The organism is Rhodococcus sp. GB-02 (genome assembly GCF_053470465.1).
In genome coordinates, this window is the sequence record NZ_JBPUKE010000003.1 from 286024 (window position 1) to 305745 (window position 19722).

Consider the following 19722-nt stretch of genomic DNA (forward strand, 5'->3'; position numbering starts at 1 on the left):
GATCAGCCTTCCAGTACTGCGATGCCAGGCAGCTCTTTGCCCTCGAGGTACTCGAGGGAAGCGCCACCACCGGTGGAAATGTGCGAGAAGCCCTCGTCCGGGATACCGAGCTGACGAACGGCTGCTGCGGAGTCGCCGCCGCCGACGACGCTGAAGGCGCCCTTCTCGGTTGCCTCCACGATTGCCTCGGCGACACCACGGGTGCCTGCCTCGAACTTCGGGAACTCGAACACGCCCATCGGACCGTTCCAGAACACGGTCTTGGCGCCGGTCAGGATCGCGGCAAAGCGCTTGACCGACTTCGGTCCGATGTCCAGACCCATCCAGCCGTCGGGAATCTCGTCGAACGGAACGATCTTCGACTCGGCATCAGCCGAGAAGGAGTCCGCGACAACAACATCCTGAGGGATGTGGATGACGTCGGCGTACCGGTCGAGGAGATCCTTGCAGGTCCCGATCATGGACTCTTCGCACAGCGAATTGCCCACGGACACACCCTGAGCCGCGAGGAACGTGTAGAACATTCCGCCGCCGATCACCAGAGTGTCGACCTTCGGTGCCAGTGCCTCGATGACAGCCAGCTTGTCCGAGACCTTGGAGCCGCCGAGCACCACCGCGTACGGACGCGCTGCGTCCTGCGTGAGCTTGGCGAGCACCTCGACCTCGGCGCCGACCAGGTAACCCGCGTAGTGCGGGAGCAGCTTCGCGACGTCGAAGACCGACGCCTGCTTGCGGTGAACAACACCGAATCCGTCGGAGACGAATGCGCCGTCGTCACCGACCAGCTCGACGAGAGCCTTGGCGAGCTTGACCCGCTCGGCTTCGTCCTTGCTGGTCTCGCGAGGGTCGAAACGGATGTTCTCGAGCATCAGGACGTCACCGTCGGTGAGTCCTTCGGAACGAGCCAGCGCGTCCTGTCCCACGACGTCACCGGCGAGTTGCACGTTGCGACCGAGGATTTCGGCCAACTTCGCGGCAACCGGCGCGAGGGAGAACTTGGGATCGGGCTGACCGTCGGGGCGCCCGAGGTGCGCGGTCACGATGACCTTCGCTCCACCCTCGGCGAGTGCCCGCAGGGTGGGAGCGGACGCGACGATGCGGCCCGGGTCCGTGATTTCTCCGCCATCCAACGGGACGTTGAGGTCGGAACGCACCAGTACGGTGCGCCCCTCGACCCCAGCGTCCAGCAGATCCTTCAGCGTCTGAACTGCCACTGTTATCGAAACTCCGCTCAGAGAGACTTGGCGACGAGGCCGATGAGGTCGGCGAGGCGGTTGGAGTAGCCCCACTCGTTGTCGTACCAGGAAACGATCTTGACCTGGTCGTCGATGACCTTCGTCAGACCCGAGTCGAAGATCGACGAGTGCGGGTCGGTGACGATGTCCGAGGAGACGATCGGTGCGTCGGTGTACTTCAGGATGCCCTTGAGGGGTCCTTCGGCAGCAGCCTTCATCGCGGCGTTGATCTCGTCGGCGGTGGCCGACTTCTTCAGGTTCGCGGTGAGGTCGGTGACAGAGCCCGTGGGGATCGGCACGCGCAGTGCGTAGCCGTCGAGCTTGCCGAGCAGCTGCGGGAGAACCAGGCCGATTGCCTTGGCTGCACCGGTGCCGGTGGGAACGATGTTGAGGGCGGCTGCGCGGGCGCGACGGAGGTCTGCGTGCGGAGCGTCCTGCAGGTTCTGATCCTGGGTGTACGCGTGGATCGTGGTCATCAGACCCTTGACGATGCCGAACTCGTCGTCGAGAACCTTGGCGATGGGGCCGAGGCAGTTGGTGGTGCACGACGCGTTGGAGATGATGTTCTGGCTGCCGTCGTACTTGTCGTCGTTGACGCCCATGACGATGGTGATGTCTTCACCCTTGGCCGGAGCCGAGATGATGACCTTCTTGGCGCCGGCTTCGAGGTGTCCCTTGGCCTTTGCGGCGTCGGTGAAGATGCCGGTGGACTCGACGACGACGTCGACGCCCAGCTCGCCCCAGGGAAGTTCGTTCAACGGGCCGCGGTGTGCGAGGGCCTTGATGCGCTGATCGCCGACGACGATCGTGTCGTCACCGTCGAGCGACACGTCGTACGGCAAACGGCCGAGGATGGAGTCGTACTTCAGCAGGTGAGCGAGCGTCGCATTGTCAGTCAGGTCGTTGACTGCCACGATCTCGATATCGGTGGTTCCGAGCGCCTTCTGCGCATCCACCGCCCTGAAGAAGTTACGTCCGATACGGCCGAAACCGTTTACGCCAACCCGGACAGTCACAATTCGCTCCTTTGACCATGATTCTGGTGTGCAACTTGACCCACGCATACTCCGAATCCGTGTGTGCACGACGCGGACGTGGGGTTCATCGGTCGATGTGACTCATACCCTAATGCGCGTGGCCCGAACGTGCGCAGCCCACCCTGACGGAGGGCAGGTCACCCCTCTTCGAGTAGCTCCGCATTCACTGCCGATTCGGTGTCGGGTATGCCCGTTTCCTTTGCCTTGCGATCAGCCATGGACAGCAGGCGACGGATACGTCCGGCAACGGCGTCCTTGGTCATCGGCGGGTCCGCCAACTGGCCCAGTTCTTCGAGGGACGCCTGCCGATGCTCGACGCGCAGTGCGCCCGCCGCGGCGAGGTGATCGGGCACGTCCTCGCCGAGGATCTCCAACGCACGCTCGACGCGTGCAGCAGCGGCGACGGCAGCGCGAGCAGAGCGTCGCAGGTTGGCGTCGTCGAAATTGGCGAGACGATTGGCGGTGGCGCGGACCTCGCGTCGCATCCGCCGCTCTTCCCACACCAGACGCGTGTCCTGGGCTCCCATTCGGGTCAGGAGATCGCCGATGGCCTCGCCGTCGCGGATCACCACACGGTCCGTTCCGCGCACCTCACGTGCCTTCGCCGAGATGCCGAGACGCCGCGCAGCCCCGACCAATGCCAGTGCGGCTTCCGGGCCCGGGCAGCTGACTTCGAGCGCCGACGAACGGCCTGGTTCGGTCAGGGAACCGTGCGCGAGGAACGCTCCGCGCCACGCTGCTTCGGCGTCGCCGACACTTCCGCCGACCACCTGCGCGGGCAAGCCGCGAACCGGGCGTCCGCGAAGATCGAGTAGTCCCGTCTGGCGAGCGAGCGCCTCACCTTCCTTCGCCACACGCACGATGTAGCGAGCGGACTTACGAAGTCCGCCTGCACTGAGTACGTGAACGTCGGCGCTGTAGGTGAACAGGTCGAAGATCTCCCGACGCAGACGTCGCGCCGTGGAGCCCAGATCCACCTCCGCTTCGACGACCACCCGGCCACCGACTATGTGGAGTCCACCGGCAAAGCGCAGTAACGCGGAGACCTCTGCCTTGCGGCAGCTGACCTGAGTCACCACTAACCGGCTCAGTTCGTCCTTGACCTCCGCTGTCATTGCCACGAAGCGTTCTCCCTCTGTTCTTCGGAATACTGTTCTTGCCGGGAAGGCTGTGTCGAATCCCCCACTGCCGCACTGCTCGACAGTTCGGCCAACACGTCGGCCAGTTTTGCCGGATCGTGTACATGCGCTGCGCCCGGTGAGGTGTCCGCGACATCCGCGTACCTCACTTCGGCCGAAAATTGATCCGCCGCACGCTGCAGATGTTCACGTTCGCGCCCGGCAGGTACCGACGCCGAGTCGACCACCACGTAGTCGACCCGGAAATCGGGCACGTGTTGGGAGAGTACGTGCAGGTGACGCTCTGCGGAGAATCCGGCGGTCTCCCCCGGCTCGGGTGCGAGATTGAGCACCAGCACCTTTCGAGCCTTCGTCGACGAGAGTGATTCGACGAGCTCGGGTACCAGGACATGCGGGATCACGCTCGAGAACCACGACCCCGGGCCGAGGACCACAAGATCGGCACGATCGATCGCGGACACGGCGTCGGGGCACGCGGGAGGATTGGACGGGAGCAGTCTCACGCGCCGGACCTTGCCCGGCGTCGTCGCGACGGCAACCTGACCACGAATGCAGCGGCTGACGCGGGGGTCCTCTTCGAGTCCTTGAACGTCGGCTTCGATCTCGAGCGCGATCGGCGACATCGGCAGCACACGGCCACGGATTCGCAGCAGTCGCGCCATCTCGTCGAGCGCGACCACTGGATCGCCGAGTACCTCGGTGAGGCCGGCCAGGATGAGATTGCCCACCGAGTGCCCGGCGAGCGCACCGACACCGCCGAAGCGATGCTGGATGGTCCGCGTCCAGTCGACTATGTCGGGTTCGTCGGACGCCAGAGCCGCCAGCGCCATCCGTAGGTCGCCGGGCGGGATGACGCCGAGCTCGGCGCGCAGCCGGCCCGACGAACCACCGTCGTCGGCGACCGTGACCACCGCGGTGACGTCGACCGTCAGGCGTCTTACGGCTTGGAGGGTGGCGAACAATCCGTGCCCGCCGCCCAGAGCGACGATTGCCGGCCCCTCGAGCGCATCCGGCGAGTGCTGTGTCGGTTCACTCATTCGCGCCCCAGATCCCGGTGCACGATGCTGACCGAGATGTCTTCCTCGGAACCCAAACGCCTGGCGAGAGCTTCGGACATGGCCACGCTGCGGTGCTTACCGCCGGTGCACCCGACCGCAATTGTCATGTAGCGCTTTCCTTCTCGTCGATATCCGGCGATCGTCAAATCCACCAGATGACGGTAGGTGTCGAGATAGTCCTCGGCACCCTCTCGGGACAGCACGTAGTCGCGGACGTCGGCATCTTGACCGGTGTGCGGACGAAGTTCGGGGATCCAGTGGGGATTCGGCAGGAATCGAACGTCACAGACGAGATCGGCATCCATCGGCAGTCCGTACTTGAATCCGAACGACTGAACCGTCACCTTCATCGTGCGGTTGGCATCGTTCCCGAACGCCGTTTCGATCTTCTGACGCAGCTGATGAGCCTTCAACGCCGACGTGTCGATGACCAGATCGGCGGCCGCCTTTACCACTGCCAACTGCCGACGCTCGGCTGCGATCCCCTCGGACAACGTGCCGTCGATGCCGTCGTTCTGCAAGGGATGGCTGCGGCGCACCTGTTCGAACCGCCGGATCAACACGTCGTCCGATGCTTCGAGGTAGAGCACCCGAGTGTGGATCGGTTCCGCCTCGAGTTCGGTGAGCACCCAACCGAGGTCTCCGGTGAAGAGTCGACTCCGCACGTCGATCACGACGGCGAGACGATCGACCGGCGGATCGGAGGTCAAACTCAGACCGACCATCCGGGAAATCAGCTCAGGTGGCAAATTGTCCGCGACATACCAGCCGAGGTCTTCGAGCACCTTGGCCGCGGTACTCAAGCCTGCTCCGGACAATCCCGTCACCAGCAGGAAATCCATGGTTCGACTGTCTTTGGCGCTGTCGGTAGTCACTGTGCACTCGGCCCCGTCGTCGGCATGGACAATTCTCGCGACTCGGAGCCCTCGTCACCGCTACCGGATTCAGCGCTGGGCGCGTCAGCAGACGTAACAGGCGATTCGGATTCCGTGTCCAGCTCATCATCCCCTACCGCGGCGGGCAGCGCGCGAGCTTCAGCACCCGCATCGGCCGCAGCCGAATCCGTTCCCAGTGCGGCCAGAACTGCTGTGGCGGTGGTCTCACCGATACCAGGGACCTGCATGATCTCCTCGACCGTTGCCGTTTTCAGCTTCGCCACGGAACCGAAGTGAGCCACGAGAGCGGTACGACGAGTTTCACCGAGCCCCTTGACCGAGTCCAACGCCGAAGCCGTCATGCGCCTCGAGCGCTTGCTGCGATGGAACGTGATCGCGAAGCGGTGAGCTTCGTCGCGGATGCGCTGCAATAGGTACAGCGACTCGCTCGTTCGGGGAAGGATCACCGGATCTTCCTCGCCCGGCACCCATACCTCTTCGAGGCGTTTGGCCAACCCGACCACCGCGACGTCGGTGACACCCAGCTCGTCGAGGACAGCAGCTGCCGCCGTGACCTGAGGGGCGCCGCCGTCCACGACGAACAGATTGGGTGGATAGGCGAAGCGCCGAGGCCGACCGGTGGCCGGGTCGATCGCCGCTTCGGGAGCGAGATCTCCGCCGTCCGCGTCCATGGTCGCCGCCGAGGCCGCTAGAACGCCCAGGTCGCGGTTGTGGCGCAGGAACCGCCGGCGGGTGATCTCGGCGATACTCGCCACGTCGTCGGAATGACCGTCGCCGGCAGCTTCCTTGATTGCGTAGTGCCGGTAGTCCGACTTGCGCGGGAGCCCGTCCTCGAACACGACCAGTGACGCCACGACGTCGGTACCCTGGACGTGACTGATGTCGATACATTCGATTCGTAGCGGAGCCGAATCCAGGTCCAGCGCTTCCTGGATGCCCTGCAGCGCCGCAGATCGTGAAGTGAAATCCCCGGCACGCTTCAGCTTGTGCTGCGCCAGAGCCTCTTTCGCATTTCGCTGGACTGTTTCGGCGAGGTCCTTCTTGTCGCCGCGTTGCGGAACCCGCAGTTGCACTTGCGATCCCCGGAGCTCGCTCAACCACGCCTGGATCTCGGTCGCATTGGCCGGCAGTACCGGCACGAGAACTTCCTTGGGTACGGCGCTGATCCCTGCACCGGAGCCCGCTCCCGGGTCGAGGGCCGCCTGCTCTCCGTAGAACTGCGTGAGGAACTGTTCGACCAGAATCGGCAGGTCCGACTCGGCGTCGAGCGCAGCCCAGTCGATGGCGTCGCCTGCCTTCTCCACGACCCATCCACGCTGACCGCGCACACGTCCGCCGCGCACGTGGAACACCTGGACCGCGGCCTCGAGATCATCGGTGGCAAAGGCGACGAGATCGGCGTCGGTGCCGTCACCAAGCACCACTGCCTGCTTCTCGAGTGCCTTCCGCAAGGCTCCGATGTCGTCACGCAGACGAGCTGCGGTCTCGAAGTCGAGATCCTCGGAAGCCTGCTGCATGCGCTTTTCGAGGTCTTTGACCAGCTTGTCGGTGCGGCCGGCGAGGAAGTCGCAGAAATCTTCGACGATCTGTCGATGCTCCATGGCACTGACGCGGCCGACGCAGGGCGCCGAGCACTTGTCGATGTAGCCGAGCAGACACGGACGGCCGATCTGGTTGTGCCGTTTGAAGACTCCGGACGAGCACGTCCGTGCGGGAAACACTCGTAGCAGCAGATCGAGAGTTTCGCGGATCGCCCAGGCATGGGAGTAGGGACCGAAGTAGCGGACACCTTTGCGCCGCGGACCACGGTAGACGAACAACCGCGGGAACTCTTCGTTGAGCGTCACAGCCAGAACCGGATACGTCTTGTCGTCGCGGTACCGCACGTTGAACCGCGGATCGAATTCCTTGATCCAGTTGTACTCGAGCTGAAGCGCTTCGACTTCGGTACTGACGACGGTCCACTCGACGCTGCCGGCGGTGGTCACCATCTGCCGCGTACGGGGATGAAGTGTCGTGACGTCCGCGAAGTACGAGTTCAAACGTGAACGGAGGCTTTTCGCCTTTCCGACGTAGATGACCCGACCATGCGGATCGCGAAATTTGTAGACGCCCGGCGCGGCCGGAATGGTTCCGGTAGCGGGGCGGTAAGTCGAGGGATCCGGCACGGTTTCAGGTTAGTCGCCGCCACCGACCGACTCGGAAACGCGCAGGATGCGGGCACCGAACCGGCCGGAAGACGTCAGTTGCTCTTGTGCGCGACCGGTGCGTAGCGGTCGGCGAGTTCGCGGAACTTACCGACCGTGTCGACGGCGTACTCGCGGTCGTTGGACTGGATCGCCATCACTGCCATGTACTCGTCGTCGGGCAATTCGATGCGTGCCCAGGCGGCGCCGTCGGGGAACGAGAGCCCCTCGAACAGATCCCAGTCGACGATCTTCTCGCCCAGGACGTTTCGTACGGCGATTCCTTGCTTGCCCACCTTGACACGAGGCCGGGTCAACATCAGTACACCGAGAGCAAGAATGGTGCCGATGCCGGCCATCGCAATTTGGTCCGCGGCGCGGAAGTACACGCCGGTGGACCCCTGGCGGAGCAGAAGCGCAAGTGTGACGTGAACGATCACCAGAAGGACAGCGACGCCGATCGCGTACCGCGTCGACTTACGCGGTGAGGCGATCAGTTCCCAGTTCTCGTTGTCGCCGGGTGTGCTCATCGAAACGAATCCTCGGTCCATGGTGCTCGGAGATGACGCAGGGTCACTGCGGTGTCCAGTGCGGCGGCGCAGGCCTGTGCGCCCTTGTCCTCGACGCTACCCGGCAGACCTGAACGGTCAAGAGCCTGCTGCTCGGTGTCGGTGGTCAGGACACCGTTCCCCACGGGAGTGCTTTCGTCGAGCGAGACGCGTGTGAGGCCGGCGGTAACCGCGTCGCACACGTACTCGAAGTGCGGAGTACCACCGCGGATGACGACGCCGAGTGCAACAACGGCGTCGTGGGTGCGAGCCAACGCCTGCGCAACGACCGGTAGTTCGATCGCACCGGCGACACGGACCAGTGTCACGTCCTTGATCTGTGCCTGCTCGGCGACGCGCTGTGCGCCGGCGATCAGGGCCTCGGAAATGGTCGCGTGCCACTGCCCGGCAACGATCGCCAGCTTCAGATCCTTGGCCTCGGCGATCGCGAGTTGCGGCTGACCTTCGCCGCTCACAGTGCGGTTCCGGGCTGTGCTGAGTCCTGGCTCGCCTCGTACTCGTCGAGTCCGATCAGATCGTGGCCCATCCGGTCGCGCTTGGTGCGCAGGTAGGTGAGGTTTTCGGCATTCGCGCGCAGCGGCATCGGAACGCGGTCGGTGATCTGCAGGCCGTAGCCGTCCAGACCGACACGCTTGGCCGGGTTGTTGGTCAGCAGACGCATCGACGAGATGCCCAGATCAACGAGGATCTGCGCACCGATGCCGTAGTCGCGGGCGTCGGCAGGAAGCCCGAGTTCGAGATTGGCGTCGACGGTGTCGGAACCGGCGTCCTGGAGCTGATAAGCCTGCAGCTTGTGCATCAGACCGATGCCACGACCCTCGTGTCCGCGCATGTACAGGACGACTCCTCGGCCTTCCTGAGCGACCATGTCCAGTGCAGCATCGAGTTGCGGGCCGCAGTCGCACCGCAGCGAACCGAAGACGTCGCCGGTGAGGCACTCGGAGTGCACGCGGACGAGTACGTCGCTACCGTCACCGTCCGGGCCCGCGATGTCGCCGCGCACCAGCGCGACGTGCTCGACCTCGTCGTAGATGCTCGTGTAGCCGACAGCGGTGAACTCACCGTGACGGGTGGGGATGCGGGCTTCGGCGATACGCAGCACGTGCTTCTCGTGCTTGCGACGCCACGCGATGAGGTCGGCGATCGAGATCAGTGCAAGGTTGTGTTCGTCGGCGAAGACTCGCAACTCGTCGGTCTGAGCCATCGCGCCCTCGTCCTTCTGGCTGACGATTTCGCAGATGACGCCGGCGGGACGCAGGTCTGCCATGCGGGCAAGGTCGACTGCAGCTTCCGTGTGGCCCGGACGACGCAGTACTCCGCCTTCCTTCGCGCGGAGCGGCACTACGTGGCCGGGACGAGTGAAATCGTTGGCGCCGGTTTCGGGGTTGGCGAGCAGACGCATCGTCGCTGCGCGGTCCGATGCCGAGATGCCGGTACCGATTCCCTCACGGGCGTCGACGGTCACTGTGTATGCGGTTCCGTGCTTGTCCTGATTGGTGGCGTACATCGGGGGCAGGCCCAACCGATCGCAATCGTCACCGTCGAGCGGCACGCACAGGTAGCCGGAGGTGTAGCGAACCATGAACGCCACCAGCTCCGGGGTGGCCTTCTCGGCGGCGAAGATGAGATCGCCTTCGTTCTCACGATCCTCGTCGTCCACAACGACAACAGCTTTACCTGCAGCGATATCTGCTACTGCGCGCTCGATACTGTCGAACCTGGTCACGTGCTCGCACTCCAAAGTCTTGACTTTTCACATCATCGAATACAACGAGTGCATCCGACGGATGCACTCACAACCCTACGACCAATCGGACGGGTCCGATCAGCCTGGTCCTACCGACCGGCAGAGTGAAGTCGCTCGACGTACTTCGCGATCACGTCCACCTCGAGGTTCACCGGAGTGCCGACCACCGCGGTACCGAGCGTCGTCAACTCCAACGTCGTGGGGATCAGTGAGATCTCGAAGTACTCGAACCCACGGTCGCCGCCCAGCGCGGAGACCGTCAGCGAGACACCGTCGACGGTGATCGAACCCTTCTCCACGACGTAACGGGAAATGGAGTCCGGCAGTGCGATCCGCACTACCTCCCAGTTCTCGGAAGGCGAGCGGGAGATGACATGGCCCGTTCCGTCGACGTGCCCTTGAACCAGGTGACCGCCGAGTCGGCTGTTCAGCGCCGCGGCACGCTCGAGGTTGACGCGAGAGCCGACGTCCAACTTCGCCAGGCTCGAGCGGTTCAGCGTTTCCTGCATGACGTCTGCGGTGAACGAACCGTCTGCGAGCACGTCGACGACCGTCAAGCACACACCGTTCACCGCGATCGAATCACCGTGACCGGCGTCGGAGGTGACCAGTGGCCCGCGCACTGTGAACCGTGCAGCATCGACCAGTTCTTCCTTGGCGACAATTTCGCCGAGTTCTTCCACAATTCCTGTGAACACGCGCCCTACTCCTCGTTCCCCGGAGCAGAACTCTCCGGAACCAGACTCAACAAAATATCGGGGCCGATCGTTACCGCGGACTCCAAACGGAATCGGTGGGCGTCGGTAATGGTGTGCACTCCGGCATCGACGAGCGCGGAAGCGCCCGCGCCGAGAAGTATCGGCGCGATGTACGCCTCGATGACGTCGACGTATCCGGCGGCGAGGAATGCTCCGGCCAGACGTGGCCCACCCTCGAGCAGTACGTCTGTGTACTCCCCCAACGCCTCGACCACTTCGTCGATGTTATCGGTGTTGAGCACCAGAGTCGGCGCGGTTTCATCGAGAACGCTTGCAGTCGAAGGTATTTCACGCTTTCCGACGACGACGCGCACGGGCTGGTGCCCCGCGAGCTCACCCGTGGGCTGACGCGCCGTCAGCCACGGATCGTCGGCGAACACGGTGCCGGTGCCGACCACAATTGCGTCGATCTGTGCCCGCTGCGCATGCACGCGCGCTCTCGCCTGCGGACCGGTGATCCACTGACTCGTTCCGTCCTCGGCGGCGCTGCGTCCGTCAAGGCTGGCTGCGTACTTCCACGTGATGTGCGGGCGACCGGTGCGCTGTTTGTGCAGCCAGGATCGCAGTGGACCAGCTTCCACCTCGGGTGCTCGCAGTCCGGCCGTGACGCTGATGCCGGCTCGCATGAGCGTCGCTGCGCCGCCTGAGGCTTCCGGATTGGGATCACCGACTGCGTACACAACTGCCGAGACTCCGGCGTCGATCAACGCCTGTGAGCAGGGTCCGGTTCGTCCCTGGTGATTGCACGGTTCCAGTGTCACCACTGCCGTACCACCACGCGCTGCATCGCCGGCCTCGTCGAGAGCCACGACCTCCGCGTGCGGTCCGCCAGGCGGTTGCGTCATACCGACGCCCGCGATGGTGCCGTCGGCCGCCAGGATGACCGCGCCGACGGGCGGGTTGGGGCTGGTGAATCCGCGCGCGGAATCAGCTGCGGCCAGCGCGATCTGCATCGCGGCGTCGAGATCAGCCGTCGACGCCTGTCCACCCTTTGCCATCGAGCGGCTCAGACCGACAGCGTCAGGTGCGGCGACGCCGAGGCAGCCTGCGCACGGAGCTTGCGCACCGCCTCACCGGGATCGCTGGCTCCGTACACCGCCGAACCGGCGACGAAGCAGTCGATACCTGCTTCCGCTGCCTGCTCGATCGTGGAAGCGTTGATGCCGCCGTCGATTTCGACGAGCAACGTCAGCTCACCCGAATCGACGAGCTTGCGAATTGCGCGTGCTTTGTCGAGCACCTGCGGCATGAAGGACTGGCCGCCGAAGCCGGGTTCGACGCTCATGATCAGAAGGGTGTCGAAGTCCTTGAGAATTTCGAGGTAGTCGTCGATCGGGGTTCCCGGCTTGACGCTCAGCCCGGCCTTGGCGCCCGCCGCACGAATGTCGCGGGCAACCGAACGCGGATCGTCGGTGGCCTCGGCGTGGAACGTGACGTTGTACGCGCCGGCCTCGGCGTACGGCGGTGCCCAGCGCTCGGGGTTCTCGATCATGAGGTGGCAGTCGAGCGGAATGTCCGTCGCCTTCAGCAGACTCTCGACGACGGGCAGACCGAGCGTGAGATTGGGAACAAAATGCGCGTCCATCACGTCGACGTGAAGCCAGTCGGAGCCGGACACGGCAGTCGCTTCATCGGCGAGTCGAGCAAAATCTGCGGACAGAATGGACGGTGCAATCATCGGGGAAGCCACGACGCCGAGTTTAGCTGTGCTTCATTGCCGACCGTGCATGCACATCGACTGTGCTTCATTGCCGACCGTGCATGCACATCGACTGTGCTTCATCGCCGACCGTGCATGCACCACGGGGCAGGTGCAACCTGGTTAGTTCTTCACGACACTCCGCAGCTTGCGCACCTTGGCGGGTGCCTTGATCCGCCACGCATCTTCGAGCATCTCCGCCAAGCGCACCTCGTCGATCAGTTCGAGGTGCACGAGGATGGAGCCGTGACCGTGATAGTGATCTGTCGTGAAGAAAGGCGCCTCACCACTGGCGAGTAGCGCTTCCTTCTCGTCCAGACCGCACATCAAAACCAAGGCGCCCTCCGCTTCGGTGCGGAGTCGCGCAAAAGTCTTGCCTGCCACCTTGAGTGCCGGGGTGTTGTACGAGGTCGACTCCTCCACGGAGGGAAGAGCCGAACCCAGCACTACAACCTGTTCCCACGTAACCATGTAGGCACCATACGACTACCGATGCCCAGAAGTCATCCGATCAGGCCAGCGGCTTGCGCAAAGCGGCCATGAACATCGCGTCCGTGCCGTGCCGGTGTGGCCACAACTGAACCGAAGTCCCGTCTCCGACGTCCGGAACACCGGGCACCAGTTGCTTGGTGTCGAGTTCCACGACGCCGTGACGCCGCACTGCGTCGGCGACGACTGCCAGCGTTTCCGACAGGTGCGGCGAACATGTCGAGTACAGCACCACTCCGCCCGGGCGTACCAGTTCGATTGCAGCGGCGAGCAATTCGCGCTGCAACTTCACGAGCGGCGCGACATCGGACGGCTGGCGACGCCAACGAGCTTCCGGGCGCCGACGCAGGGCACCCAAGCCGGTGCAGGGAGCGTCGACGAGGATGCGGTCGTAGCCGGGTTCGAGTCCGGATTCACGGCCGTCCGCCACGTGCACGTCCACGGGAAGCTCTCGAGTGGTCTTGCGGATCAGCTCGGCACGGTGTTCGACGGGCTCGACGGCGTCGAGCCGTCCGCCTTCGATACCGGCAAGAGCGCCGAGAAGCGCCGCCTTACCTCCTGGACCTGCGCAGAGGTCGAGCCAGCGGCCGGCGTCTTCACCTTCGAGAGGAGCAATGCTGAGGGCGCGGGCAACCAGCTGACTGCCCTCGTCCTGCACGCCCGCCAAGCCTTGGCGAACCGCCTCGAGCTGTCCGGGGTCACCGCCGTCGAGATGCACGGCGTACGGCGAGTACGGCCCGATCTCGCCGCCGGTCACCAGCGCGAGCTCCTCGGCGGAGATCTCACCTGGGCGGGCGACGAGGTGCACGGCGGGGCGGGCGTCGTCGGCGATCAGGACGTCTTCGAGCTCTCCGGCTGCGGCGCCGAGCGAGTCCGCAAACACCTGCGCGATCCACAGGGGGTGGGCGTGCTCGAAGGCGAGTCGGCCGATCGGGTCCTTCGGGGCCAGCAGCTCGACCCACTCGTCCTGAGTGCGTTCGGAGACACGACGCAGGACTGCGTTGACGAATCCTGCTCGGCCCTGACCGTTTTCGGCGCGAACGAGGTCGACCGAGGTGGCAACAGCGGCGTGCGGGGCAACGCGGGTCCGCAACAGTTGATACGAGCCCAGACGGAGAACGTCGAGCAGGGTTCCGTCGATCTCCTCGATCGGCCGACCCGCTGCATGCGCGATGACCGCGTCCAACAGACCCTGAGCGCGTGCGGCACCGTACGCGAGTTCGGTTGCCAGCGCAGCGTCGCGCGCGTCGAGCTTGCGATCGCGAAGCAGTCCTGGCAGTACCAGGTTGGCGTACGCGTCACGTTCACGGACCGCGCGAAGTACGTCGCGCGCAGCCAGTCGCGGTTGATCGAGCCCGGCGGTGGCCGGATCCGGTCGCTTGGCCTGCTTCGGCTTGGTGTTCTTTCCACCGGCTGCGTTCTTGGCTCCGGGCCCCTGTGTCCGTCGTGCCGGTCGTCGTGATTCGGTCACTGTGCTCGTACCTCCGCGTCGAGTCGGGCACCGCGTGCCCAGTCCCCTGCCGACATCAATTTCTTGCCCGGGGGCTGAACCTGCCCGAGTCGTACCGCGGTGGTCGCGGTACCGATGTACAGACCATCCTTGCGTACCGAGATCTCACCGGTTGCCAGGGTCTCGTCCGTGACGGTGACCGGCCCGACCTTGACCCGTAGGTCACCGATCATCGTCCACGCGCCGGGCGCGGGGGTGACGGCACGGATGTGACGGTCGATCGTGCGCGCGGGCAACTCCCACTTCACACGGGCAGCCTCCACAGTCACCTTGGGGGCGTACGAGACGCCGTCGGCCGACTGCGGAACCGCGTTGATCTCTCCGGCCTCGAGTCCGTCGAGTACTGATTCGAGTAGGGCAGCGCCGTTTTCCGCGAGACGTCCGAGCAGGTCGCCTGCCGTATCGGTGTCACGAATTCGCTCGGTCATCACTCCGTACACCGGGCCGGTATCCATACCGGCTTCCAAACGAAACGCGCTGGCTCCGGTCACCTCGTCACCGGCACTGATCGCGGCCTGCACCGGCGCGGCACCGCGCCAGGCGGGGAGCAGGGAGAAATGCAGATTGACCCAACCGAATTTCGGGATGTCGAGTACGTTCTGCGGCAACAAGTTTCCGTAGGCGACAACGGGTGCGCAGTCCGGTTCGAGCCGTGCGAGTTCGGCCGCGAAGTCGGGATCGGACGCCTTGGTCGGTGTCAGCACCGGGATGCCGTGCTCGTCGGCGAGCAATCCGATCGGCGATCGGGTGACTTTTCGGCCTCGACCGGCAACGGCGTCGGGACGCGTGACGACAGCGACCACTTCGTGGTTGGCCGACTCGATGAGCCGACGCAAGGAGGGAACAGCCGGTTCCGGTGTCCCGGCGAACACGACGCGCATGTCAGCTCTCCCGTTTCGGTGGGCTCTTCGGACTCTGATCAGCCGATCGGCCTGTCGAACGCGGTGGACTGCAACTCACGAAAATGCTCCCGGATGTGTCGGTGGATGGAACTGTCAGTCTAAGGACTGCACGAGCTGCGACCTACCTCCCGCCACACCGCATCAGTTTCTCGAGAATTTCTTTGCTCAGAACCCTGCAGATTCACCGGTCGTCGGTATTGACTGTTTCTGTCGTCGCCACTCGGCGGAGGCTGATACGGGCAACACCGATCACACGGAGGAACTTAGATGGCAGGCATCGACAGTAAGTTCGACAAGGCCTACGCGGGAAAGTCCGTCGAAGAATTGGCGGACGCCCCGGTGGCGGCACTCAACGGCGTAAGCGATTCGGACGCAGAACATTTGAAGGCAGCGTTCAACATCAAGACGGTCCGCGATCTGGGAACCAACAAGTTCTTCCTGTGGGCTCAGGCCACTGCCAAGCTCGCCGAGTAAGGATCCTGACCGAAGTGATTTCGGCGCTCACGAATTGGCGTCGATGACCACTCGAGGAATATCCGTGCCGAGCGGCACCGCGCTACACGAAGCGTGCCGCTCGGCGTCGGGATCCAGAACCGTCCGGATGACGTCGATCACGTAGGGGTCGTACGGCATGCGGAAATGACCGGTCAGGTTCGACGGGCACAGATCCTGGAGAACGATGTTCTCCGTACCGGCGCTCCGCAGTGCGATGTTCGAAGATGGCTGGATCATCTCGTCGACAGTCGACCCGATTGTCGTGTAGCGCACACCGGGTACGGTGTCACCGCCGTCGTTGAGCGCGTTCAACGTATCGGAACCCTGCATCTGCTCGCGGACAGCTCGGGAGAAGACTTCTTCGACGAAGTCTTCTCCACCGGGGATCGCGCGGACGATCGGAACCAACCCGAACATCACCCCGCCGTAGGTCGGCGAAGCCAAACCGACCCAATGATCGACGTAGGCGTCCCCGCCCATCTTGTTGACGTAGTACCGCGTCACCGTCGCGCCTTGCGAATAGCCGATGACGTCGACCTTGTCCGCGCCCGTCGCGGTCAGCACCTGATCGACGAAGGAAGCGAACGCGGTGGCACTACCGACTATGTCGCCGACGCCGTACGTCTCATGTGCGACGTCCCCGTCTTCTTCTTTGATCGCACCGCCGTAGTTGAGGGCGAATACGCAGTATCCGTCCTCGGCGAGTGCGGGTGACAGAGCCGCCCAATCCGCGTACGCCTCGGTGTCGGTCCCGTGGGCGAGCACAACCGGCCGGGGATGCGCTGCGGAGGGCGCACATCCGAAATCGTTCGACCCGGCAGGGGCAGATCCGGGATGAGCATGCGCGAATGCGGTGGCTACGGAACGGGACACCTGGCCTGGGCCGATGTCGAGGGGAACGTCCATCGCATCGGCACTCGAGGACGGGAGCGCCGGTGCGGCAGCCGATATCGCGGGCGGTGCTCCGATCAGCAGCGCCACTGCTACCGAAAATGTCAGTCCCACAGACCGTTTGACGCCAGACATTGCTCCTGCTCCTGCTCTGATCCTACGAGGGAGCTGACCGTAACACCAGAAAGTTCGGGGCGCATACCCTACCGAACAGTAGGTATCCGGCGTCTCAATTGCCGCCTTCACCGGCATCGTCACCGGCGAGCACTCGGTACAACGATTTGCGTGCCTCGACCAGCACGTCGGCTGCGGCCTTGACCTGCGCGGGCGTGCCTACGGCGGCCACTTGACCGGCCGCGCCCATCAACTGGCCGATCAGTTCACGAAGGTCCTGCTCAGGCTCCCCCACGCTGAGACGAACGTCATCCCACGGCGCCCCGAGATCGGCGCGATGCTCCTCGACGTACGCAACCCCTTCTTCGGTCAGCTTGGCAGTCTTGCGACCGGCGACCTTTTCGATGATCACCAGACCTTCGTCCTCGAGTTGGGACAGGGCGGGATAGATGGAGCCCGGACTCGGCTTCCAGACGCCGCCACTGCGCTCGACGATCTGTTGAATCAATTCGTAGCCGTGCATCGGCTCTTCGGCGATCAAGAGCAGAATCGCGGCGCGCACGTCTCCGCGACGGCCGCGGCCACCACGTCCTCGCCCGCGACCGAACTGTGCGCCCGGACCGAAGCCGGGGCCGGGTCCGCCGTCGGGACCGAATCGCCCTCGTCGGTGGCCTCTGCGTGGCATGTCGCCGAAGCCCGGACGCTCGTGCGGTCGACCACGACGCCCGCCGTCGTGCTCGCGGGGAGCGCCATCCGGCGCGCCATCGTCCGTCGGCACCCACATCACAAAGGGCGGCCGCTGCTCACGTCCGAAAGCGCCGAAAAAGCCTCGACGGCCGAACATCCCCTCGTTCGGGAAACTTGCATCCATCGCTAAACCTCCATCACTATCGTTGATAGTTCGACGATATATCGTCATACCGGACTGTGCAAGATTATCGGTGCGCGCAAGCACGCACCTGCTCACGCGACACTCAGCCGATGCGGCGCGGATCGATCTGAATGCGGACCGGACCCGAAGACTTCCGCGCACTGCGCGCGGCACGCGCATGTGCCAGAGCATCCGCAAGGCCGCGACCGTCCTTACGTGGGACGCGGACCAGCATTCGCTCCGGCGCGACACCACTCTCGTCCTCACCGGAATACGGAAGCCGCTCCCCCGCAGGCAATTCCACTGGGCCAAGAAGCACAGCACTCGCCGGTAGTTCAGCCGACTCCACCAGCTCCGCGATCGCAGCGGATCCACCGTCGATCGCAGCCATGTGCACGGCCGGAGGAAAGCCGACCTCGTCTCGCTCCTCGAATTGGGACTGTGCGTGTCCCACCGGATCCCACCGGACCAATGCCTGCACCGTCGGGATACCCGAGTCCGCGACAACCACAACTTCCCCGCCTTCGGACAGCGGAATCACCATGGCAGCAGCCGACATCCAGCGTCTGAGTGTTTCCTCGGCGGCGCGAAGGTCCGGCCGACCGAGCAACGCCCAGCCGTCGAGCAGAAGCGCTGCGCCGTAGCCGCCCGTCATCACGGGCTCCGCACCGACCGTCGACACCACCAATGCGGGCCCGTGCGGCAATTCCTTGACCACATCACCGCCCCCGGACAGTACGACTTTCACTCCGGGAAATGCCCGCCCGAGCTCTTCGGCAGTTCGGCCGGCACCGACCACGACCGCCCGCAACGCTTTCGCGCCACACGCATGACATCGGTAGGCGGCATCGGCAACCCCGCACCAGCGGCACGCCGGGGTCCCGGCGCCGTCCGGACCAGCCGCAGCGGGAAGCGCCAGTGGACCGTTGCACCGACGGCACCGTGCCGGGGCACGGCACTTTCCGCAGGCCAAGGTCGGTACGTACCCCCGGCGCGGTACCTGCACCAGGACTCCGTTGCCCTCGCCGAGGGCGCGCCGGGCAGCCGCGAATGCAATGGCGGGCAACCGAGCCGCTCTTGCTCCCGGATCGCGGGCCAAGGCTTGATCGCTGTCGGCCAGCGCCGTGATCTTGGGTGCGTGGGCCCGAACGACGTCCCGCGTGGCGACCAGATCGTGCGCCCATCCCGAATCGACGAGAACCTGGGCTTCTGCGGTTCGTGAGAACCCACCGATCACCACGGCGCACCCGGCGACGTAGCCACGCAGGACGGCAACTTCACGGGCATGTGGATACGGCGACCGCGGCTCGGAGAGATTGTCGTCGCCGTCGTCCCAGACGACAACCAGACCGGTCTCGGGTGTCGGCGCGAAAACAGCGCTCCGCGTGCCGACAACGATCCGGGCGGTCCCGCGCAGTGCAGCGAGCCACTTTCGGTATCGCATGGCTGGTCCCAATCCCGCGGACAGACCCACCACGGCATCAGCTCCGGAGAGTTCGGTGCATGCGGCGAGTACGCGGTCCAGGTCGCGTTGGTCGGGCACAACAAGAATCGCGGATTTCCCGCTTGCCGCTACTGCGCCGGCGAGTTCGGCCAGACGCAAGGGCCAGTTTTCGCCGGGCAACGCCTGCCAGACTGCGCGCGGACTTTTCGATTCGCGAATCGCGGTCAGGAATGCGTCACCGAATCTGTAGAGATACCAACCATGTTCGATCAGTTCCGGAGCAGACGGCGGCTCCGCAGGCTCCCACACTTCGGCTTCGACCTTCGCGTGGCGCGGCGGTACCGCCAAGCGGAGAACATCGGCACGGGTTCCGGCGTAGCGTTCGGCCACGCGATCGACGACCTGCGCGATTTCGGCCGTCAGGACCCGTTCGGACGAGATGACGCGTTCGAGCCAGCCGAACTTCCCCTGGTGGTCACTGGTTGCCTCGCGCGAGACGATGAAGCCGTCCACCAACCGACCAGCGAAGCGGATACGCACCCGGACTCCGGGCTGCGCATCCGCTTCGAGTTCACGAGGAACGAGGTAGTCGAATTCACGGTCGAGGTGAGCGAGCGGGAGCATCGGCAGCACCCGGGCGACCGGATCGACTTCTGCCGCTACTCTTTCCGCGCCCACCCGC

19 protein-coding genes are annotated in these 19722 nt (G+C 64.7%); 1 reads left to right on the top strand and 18 read right to left on the bottom strand.

Annotated features, from left to right (window positions below; all coding sequences use genetic code 11):
* Positions 1 to 2: 2 nt before the first annotated feature.
* The 15 genes from ACSW29_RS21665 to fmt form a co-directional block, all read right to left on the bottom strand.
* Positions 3 to 1214: a phosphoglycerate kinase gene (locus ACSW29_RS21665; RefSeq protein ID WP_317827977.1), complete on the bottom strand. Its 1212-nt coding sequence runs from the start codon at positions 1212 to 1214 to the stop codon at positions 3 to 5.
* Positions 1215 to 1231: 17 nt separating this feature from the next.
* On the bottom strand, positions 1232 to 2251 hold the full coding sequence (gap, locus tag ACSW29_RS21670) for a type I glyceraldehyde-3-phosphate dehydrogenase (protein ID WP_003944851.1): 1020 nt from the start codon (positions 2249 to 2251) through the stop codon (positions 1232 to 1234).
* A 158-nt stretch (positions 2252 to 2409) separates the two neighbouring features.
* Entirely contained in the window at positions 2410 to 3393 is a 984-nt protein-coding gene (gene whiA, locus ACSW29_RS21675; protein ID WP_230815559.1) for a DNA-binding protein WhiA, read from the bottom strand.
* On the bottom strand, positions 3384 to 4448 hold the full coding sequence (locus ACSW29_RS21680; protein ID WP_347872717.1) for a gluconeogenesis factor YvcK family protein: 1065 nt from the start codon (positions 4446 to 4448) through the stop codon (positions 3384 to 3386). Before ACSW29_RS21680 ends, whiA begins: the two co-directional genes overlap by 10 nt.
* Positions 4445 to 5344 carry an RNase adapter RapZ gene (gene rapZ / locus ACSW29_RS21685; protein ID WP_172436543.1) on the bottom strand — a complete coding sequence of 300 codons (900 nt, stop codon included), beginning with the start codon at positions 5342 to 5344 and terminating at the stop codon, positions 4445 to 4447. The genes ACSW29_RS21680 and rapZ overlap by 4 nt, the downstream gene beginning before the upstream one ends.
* Positions 5341 to 7533 (bottom strand): excinuclease ABC subunit UvrC, encoded by a 2193-nt coding sequence (uvrC, locus tag ACSW29_RS21690; RefSeq protein ID WP_347872716.1) that lies wholly within the window; start codon positions 7531 to 7533, stop codon positions 5341 to 5343. The genes rapZ and uvrC overlap by 4 nt, the downstream gene beginning before the upstream one ends.
* Before the next feature lie 74 nt (positions 7534 to 7607).
* The gene (locus ACSW29_RS21695) at positions 7608 to 8081 is read right to left on the bottom strand and encodes a PH domain-containing protein (protein ID WP_448278270.1); all 474 of its coding nucleotides are present in this window, start codon (positions 8079 to 8081) and stop codon (positions 7608 to 7610) included.
* Positions 8078 to 8575, bottom strand: a complete 498-nt coding sequence (ribH, locus tag ACSW29_RS21700; RefSeq protein ID WP_230815555.1) for a 6,7-dimethyl-8-ribityllumazine synthase — start codon at positions 8573 to 8575, stop codon at positions 8078 to 8080. Before ribH ends, ACSW29_RS21695 begins: the two co-directional genes overlap by 4 nt.
* A complete protein-coding gene (locus ACSW29_RS21705; RefSeq protein WP_347872715.1) occupies positions 8572 to 9846 on the bottom strand; it encodes a bifunctional 3,4-dihydroxy-2-butanone-4-phosphate synthase/GTP cyclohydrolase II in 1275 nt (424 codons plus the stop codon). Before ACSW29_RS21705 ends, ribH begins: the two co-directional genes overlap by 4 nt.
* Positions 9847 to 9956: 110 nt before the next feature.
* Positions 9957 to 10565, bottom strand: a complete 609-nt coding sequence (locus tag ACSW29_RS21710; protein WP_003944892.1) for a riboflavin synthase — start codon at positions 10563 to 10565, stop codon at positions 9957 to 9959.
* 5 nt (positions 10566 to 10570) lie between these two features.
* Positions 10571 to 11623: a bifunctional diaminohydroxyphosphoribosylaminopyrimidine deaminase/5-amino-6-(5-phosphoribosylamino)uracil reductase RibD gene (gene ribD, locus ACSW29_RS21715; protein ID WP_230815553.1), complete on the bottom strand. Its 1053-nt coding sequence runs from the start codon at positions 11621 to 11623 to the stop codon at positions 10571 to 10573.
* 8 nt (positions 11624 to 11631) lie between these two features.
* On the bottom strand, positions 11632 to 12315 hold the full coding sequence (gene rpe, locus ACSW29_RS21720; protein ID WP_230815552.1) for a ribulose-phosphate 3-epimerase: 684 nt from the start codon (positions 12313 to 12315) through the stop codon (positions 11632 to 11634).
* A gap of 132 nt (positions 12316 to 12447) precedes the next feature.
* Positions 12448 to 12795: an MmcQ/YjbR family DNA-binding protein gene (locus tag ACSW29_RS21725; protein WP_317827974.1), complete on the bottom strand. Its 348-nt coding sequence runs from the start codon at positions 12793 to 12795 to the stop codon at positions 12448 to 12450.
* Between the two features lie 40 nt (positions 12796 to 12835).
* The gene (locus tag ACSW29_RS21730) at positions 12836 to 14284 is read right to left on the bottom strand and encodes an RsmB/NOP family class I SAM-dependent RNA methyltransferase (protein ID WP_230815550.1); all 1449 of its coding nucleotides are present in this window, start codon (positions 14282 to 14284) and stop codon (positions 12836 to 12838) included.
* The gene (gene fmt / locus ACSW29_RS21735) at positions 14281 to 15204 is read right to left on the bottom strand and encodes a methionyl-tRNA formyltransferase (protein ID WP_230815549.1); all 924 of its coding nucleotides are present in this window, start codon (positions 15202 to 15204) and stop codon (positions 14281 to 14283) included. Before fmt ends, ACSW29_RS21730 begins: the two co-directional genes overlap by 4 nt.
* A gap of 288 nt (positions 15205 to 15492) precedes the next feature.
* Between fmt and ACSW29_RS21740 the strand changes: the two genes are divergently transcribed.
* Positions 15493 to 15699 carry a hypothetical protein gene (locus tag ACSW29_RS21740; RefSeq protein ID WP_003944900.1) on the top strand — a complete coding sequence of 69 codons (207 nt, stop codon included), beginning with the start codon at positions 15493 to 15495 and terminating at the stop codon, positions 15697 to 15699.
* Between the two features lie 27 nt (positions 15700 to 15726).
* Here ACSW29_RS21740 and ACSW29_RS21745 read toward each other — a convergent pair whose 3' ends face one another.
* The 3 genes from ACSW29_RS21745 to ACSW29_RS21755 all read right to left on the bottom strand — a co-directional run bounded on the left by ACSW29_RS21745 (position 15727) and on the right by ACSW29_RS21755 (position 19718).
* Positions 15727 to 16746 (bottom strand): esterase/lipase family protein, encoded by a 1020-nt coding sequence (locus tag ACSW29_RS21745; RefSeq protein ID WP_448278271.1) that lies wholly within the window; start codon positions 16744 to 16746, stop codon positions 15727 to 15729.
* 94 nt (positions 16747 to 16840) lie between these two features.
* Positions 16841 to 17509 (bottom strand): PadR family transcriptional regulator, encoded by a 669-nt coding sequence (locus ACSW29_RS21750; protein ID WP_308251486.1) that lies wholly within the window; start codon positions 17507 to 17509, stop codon positions 16841 to 16843.
* Positions 17510 to 17699: 190 nt separating this feature from the next.
* Positions 17700 to 19718, bottom strand: coding sequence for a primosomal protein N' (locus tag ACSW29_RS21755; RefSeq protein ID WP_317827971.1), 2019 nt, complete (start codon positions 19716 to 19718; stop codon positions 17700 to 17702).
* Positions 19719 to 19722 lie beyond the last annotated feature (4 nt).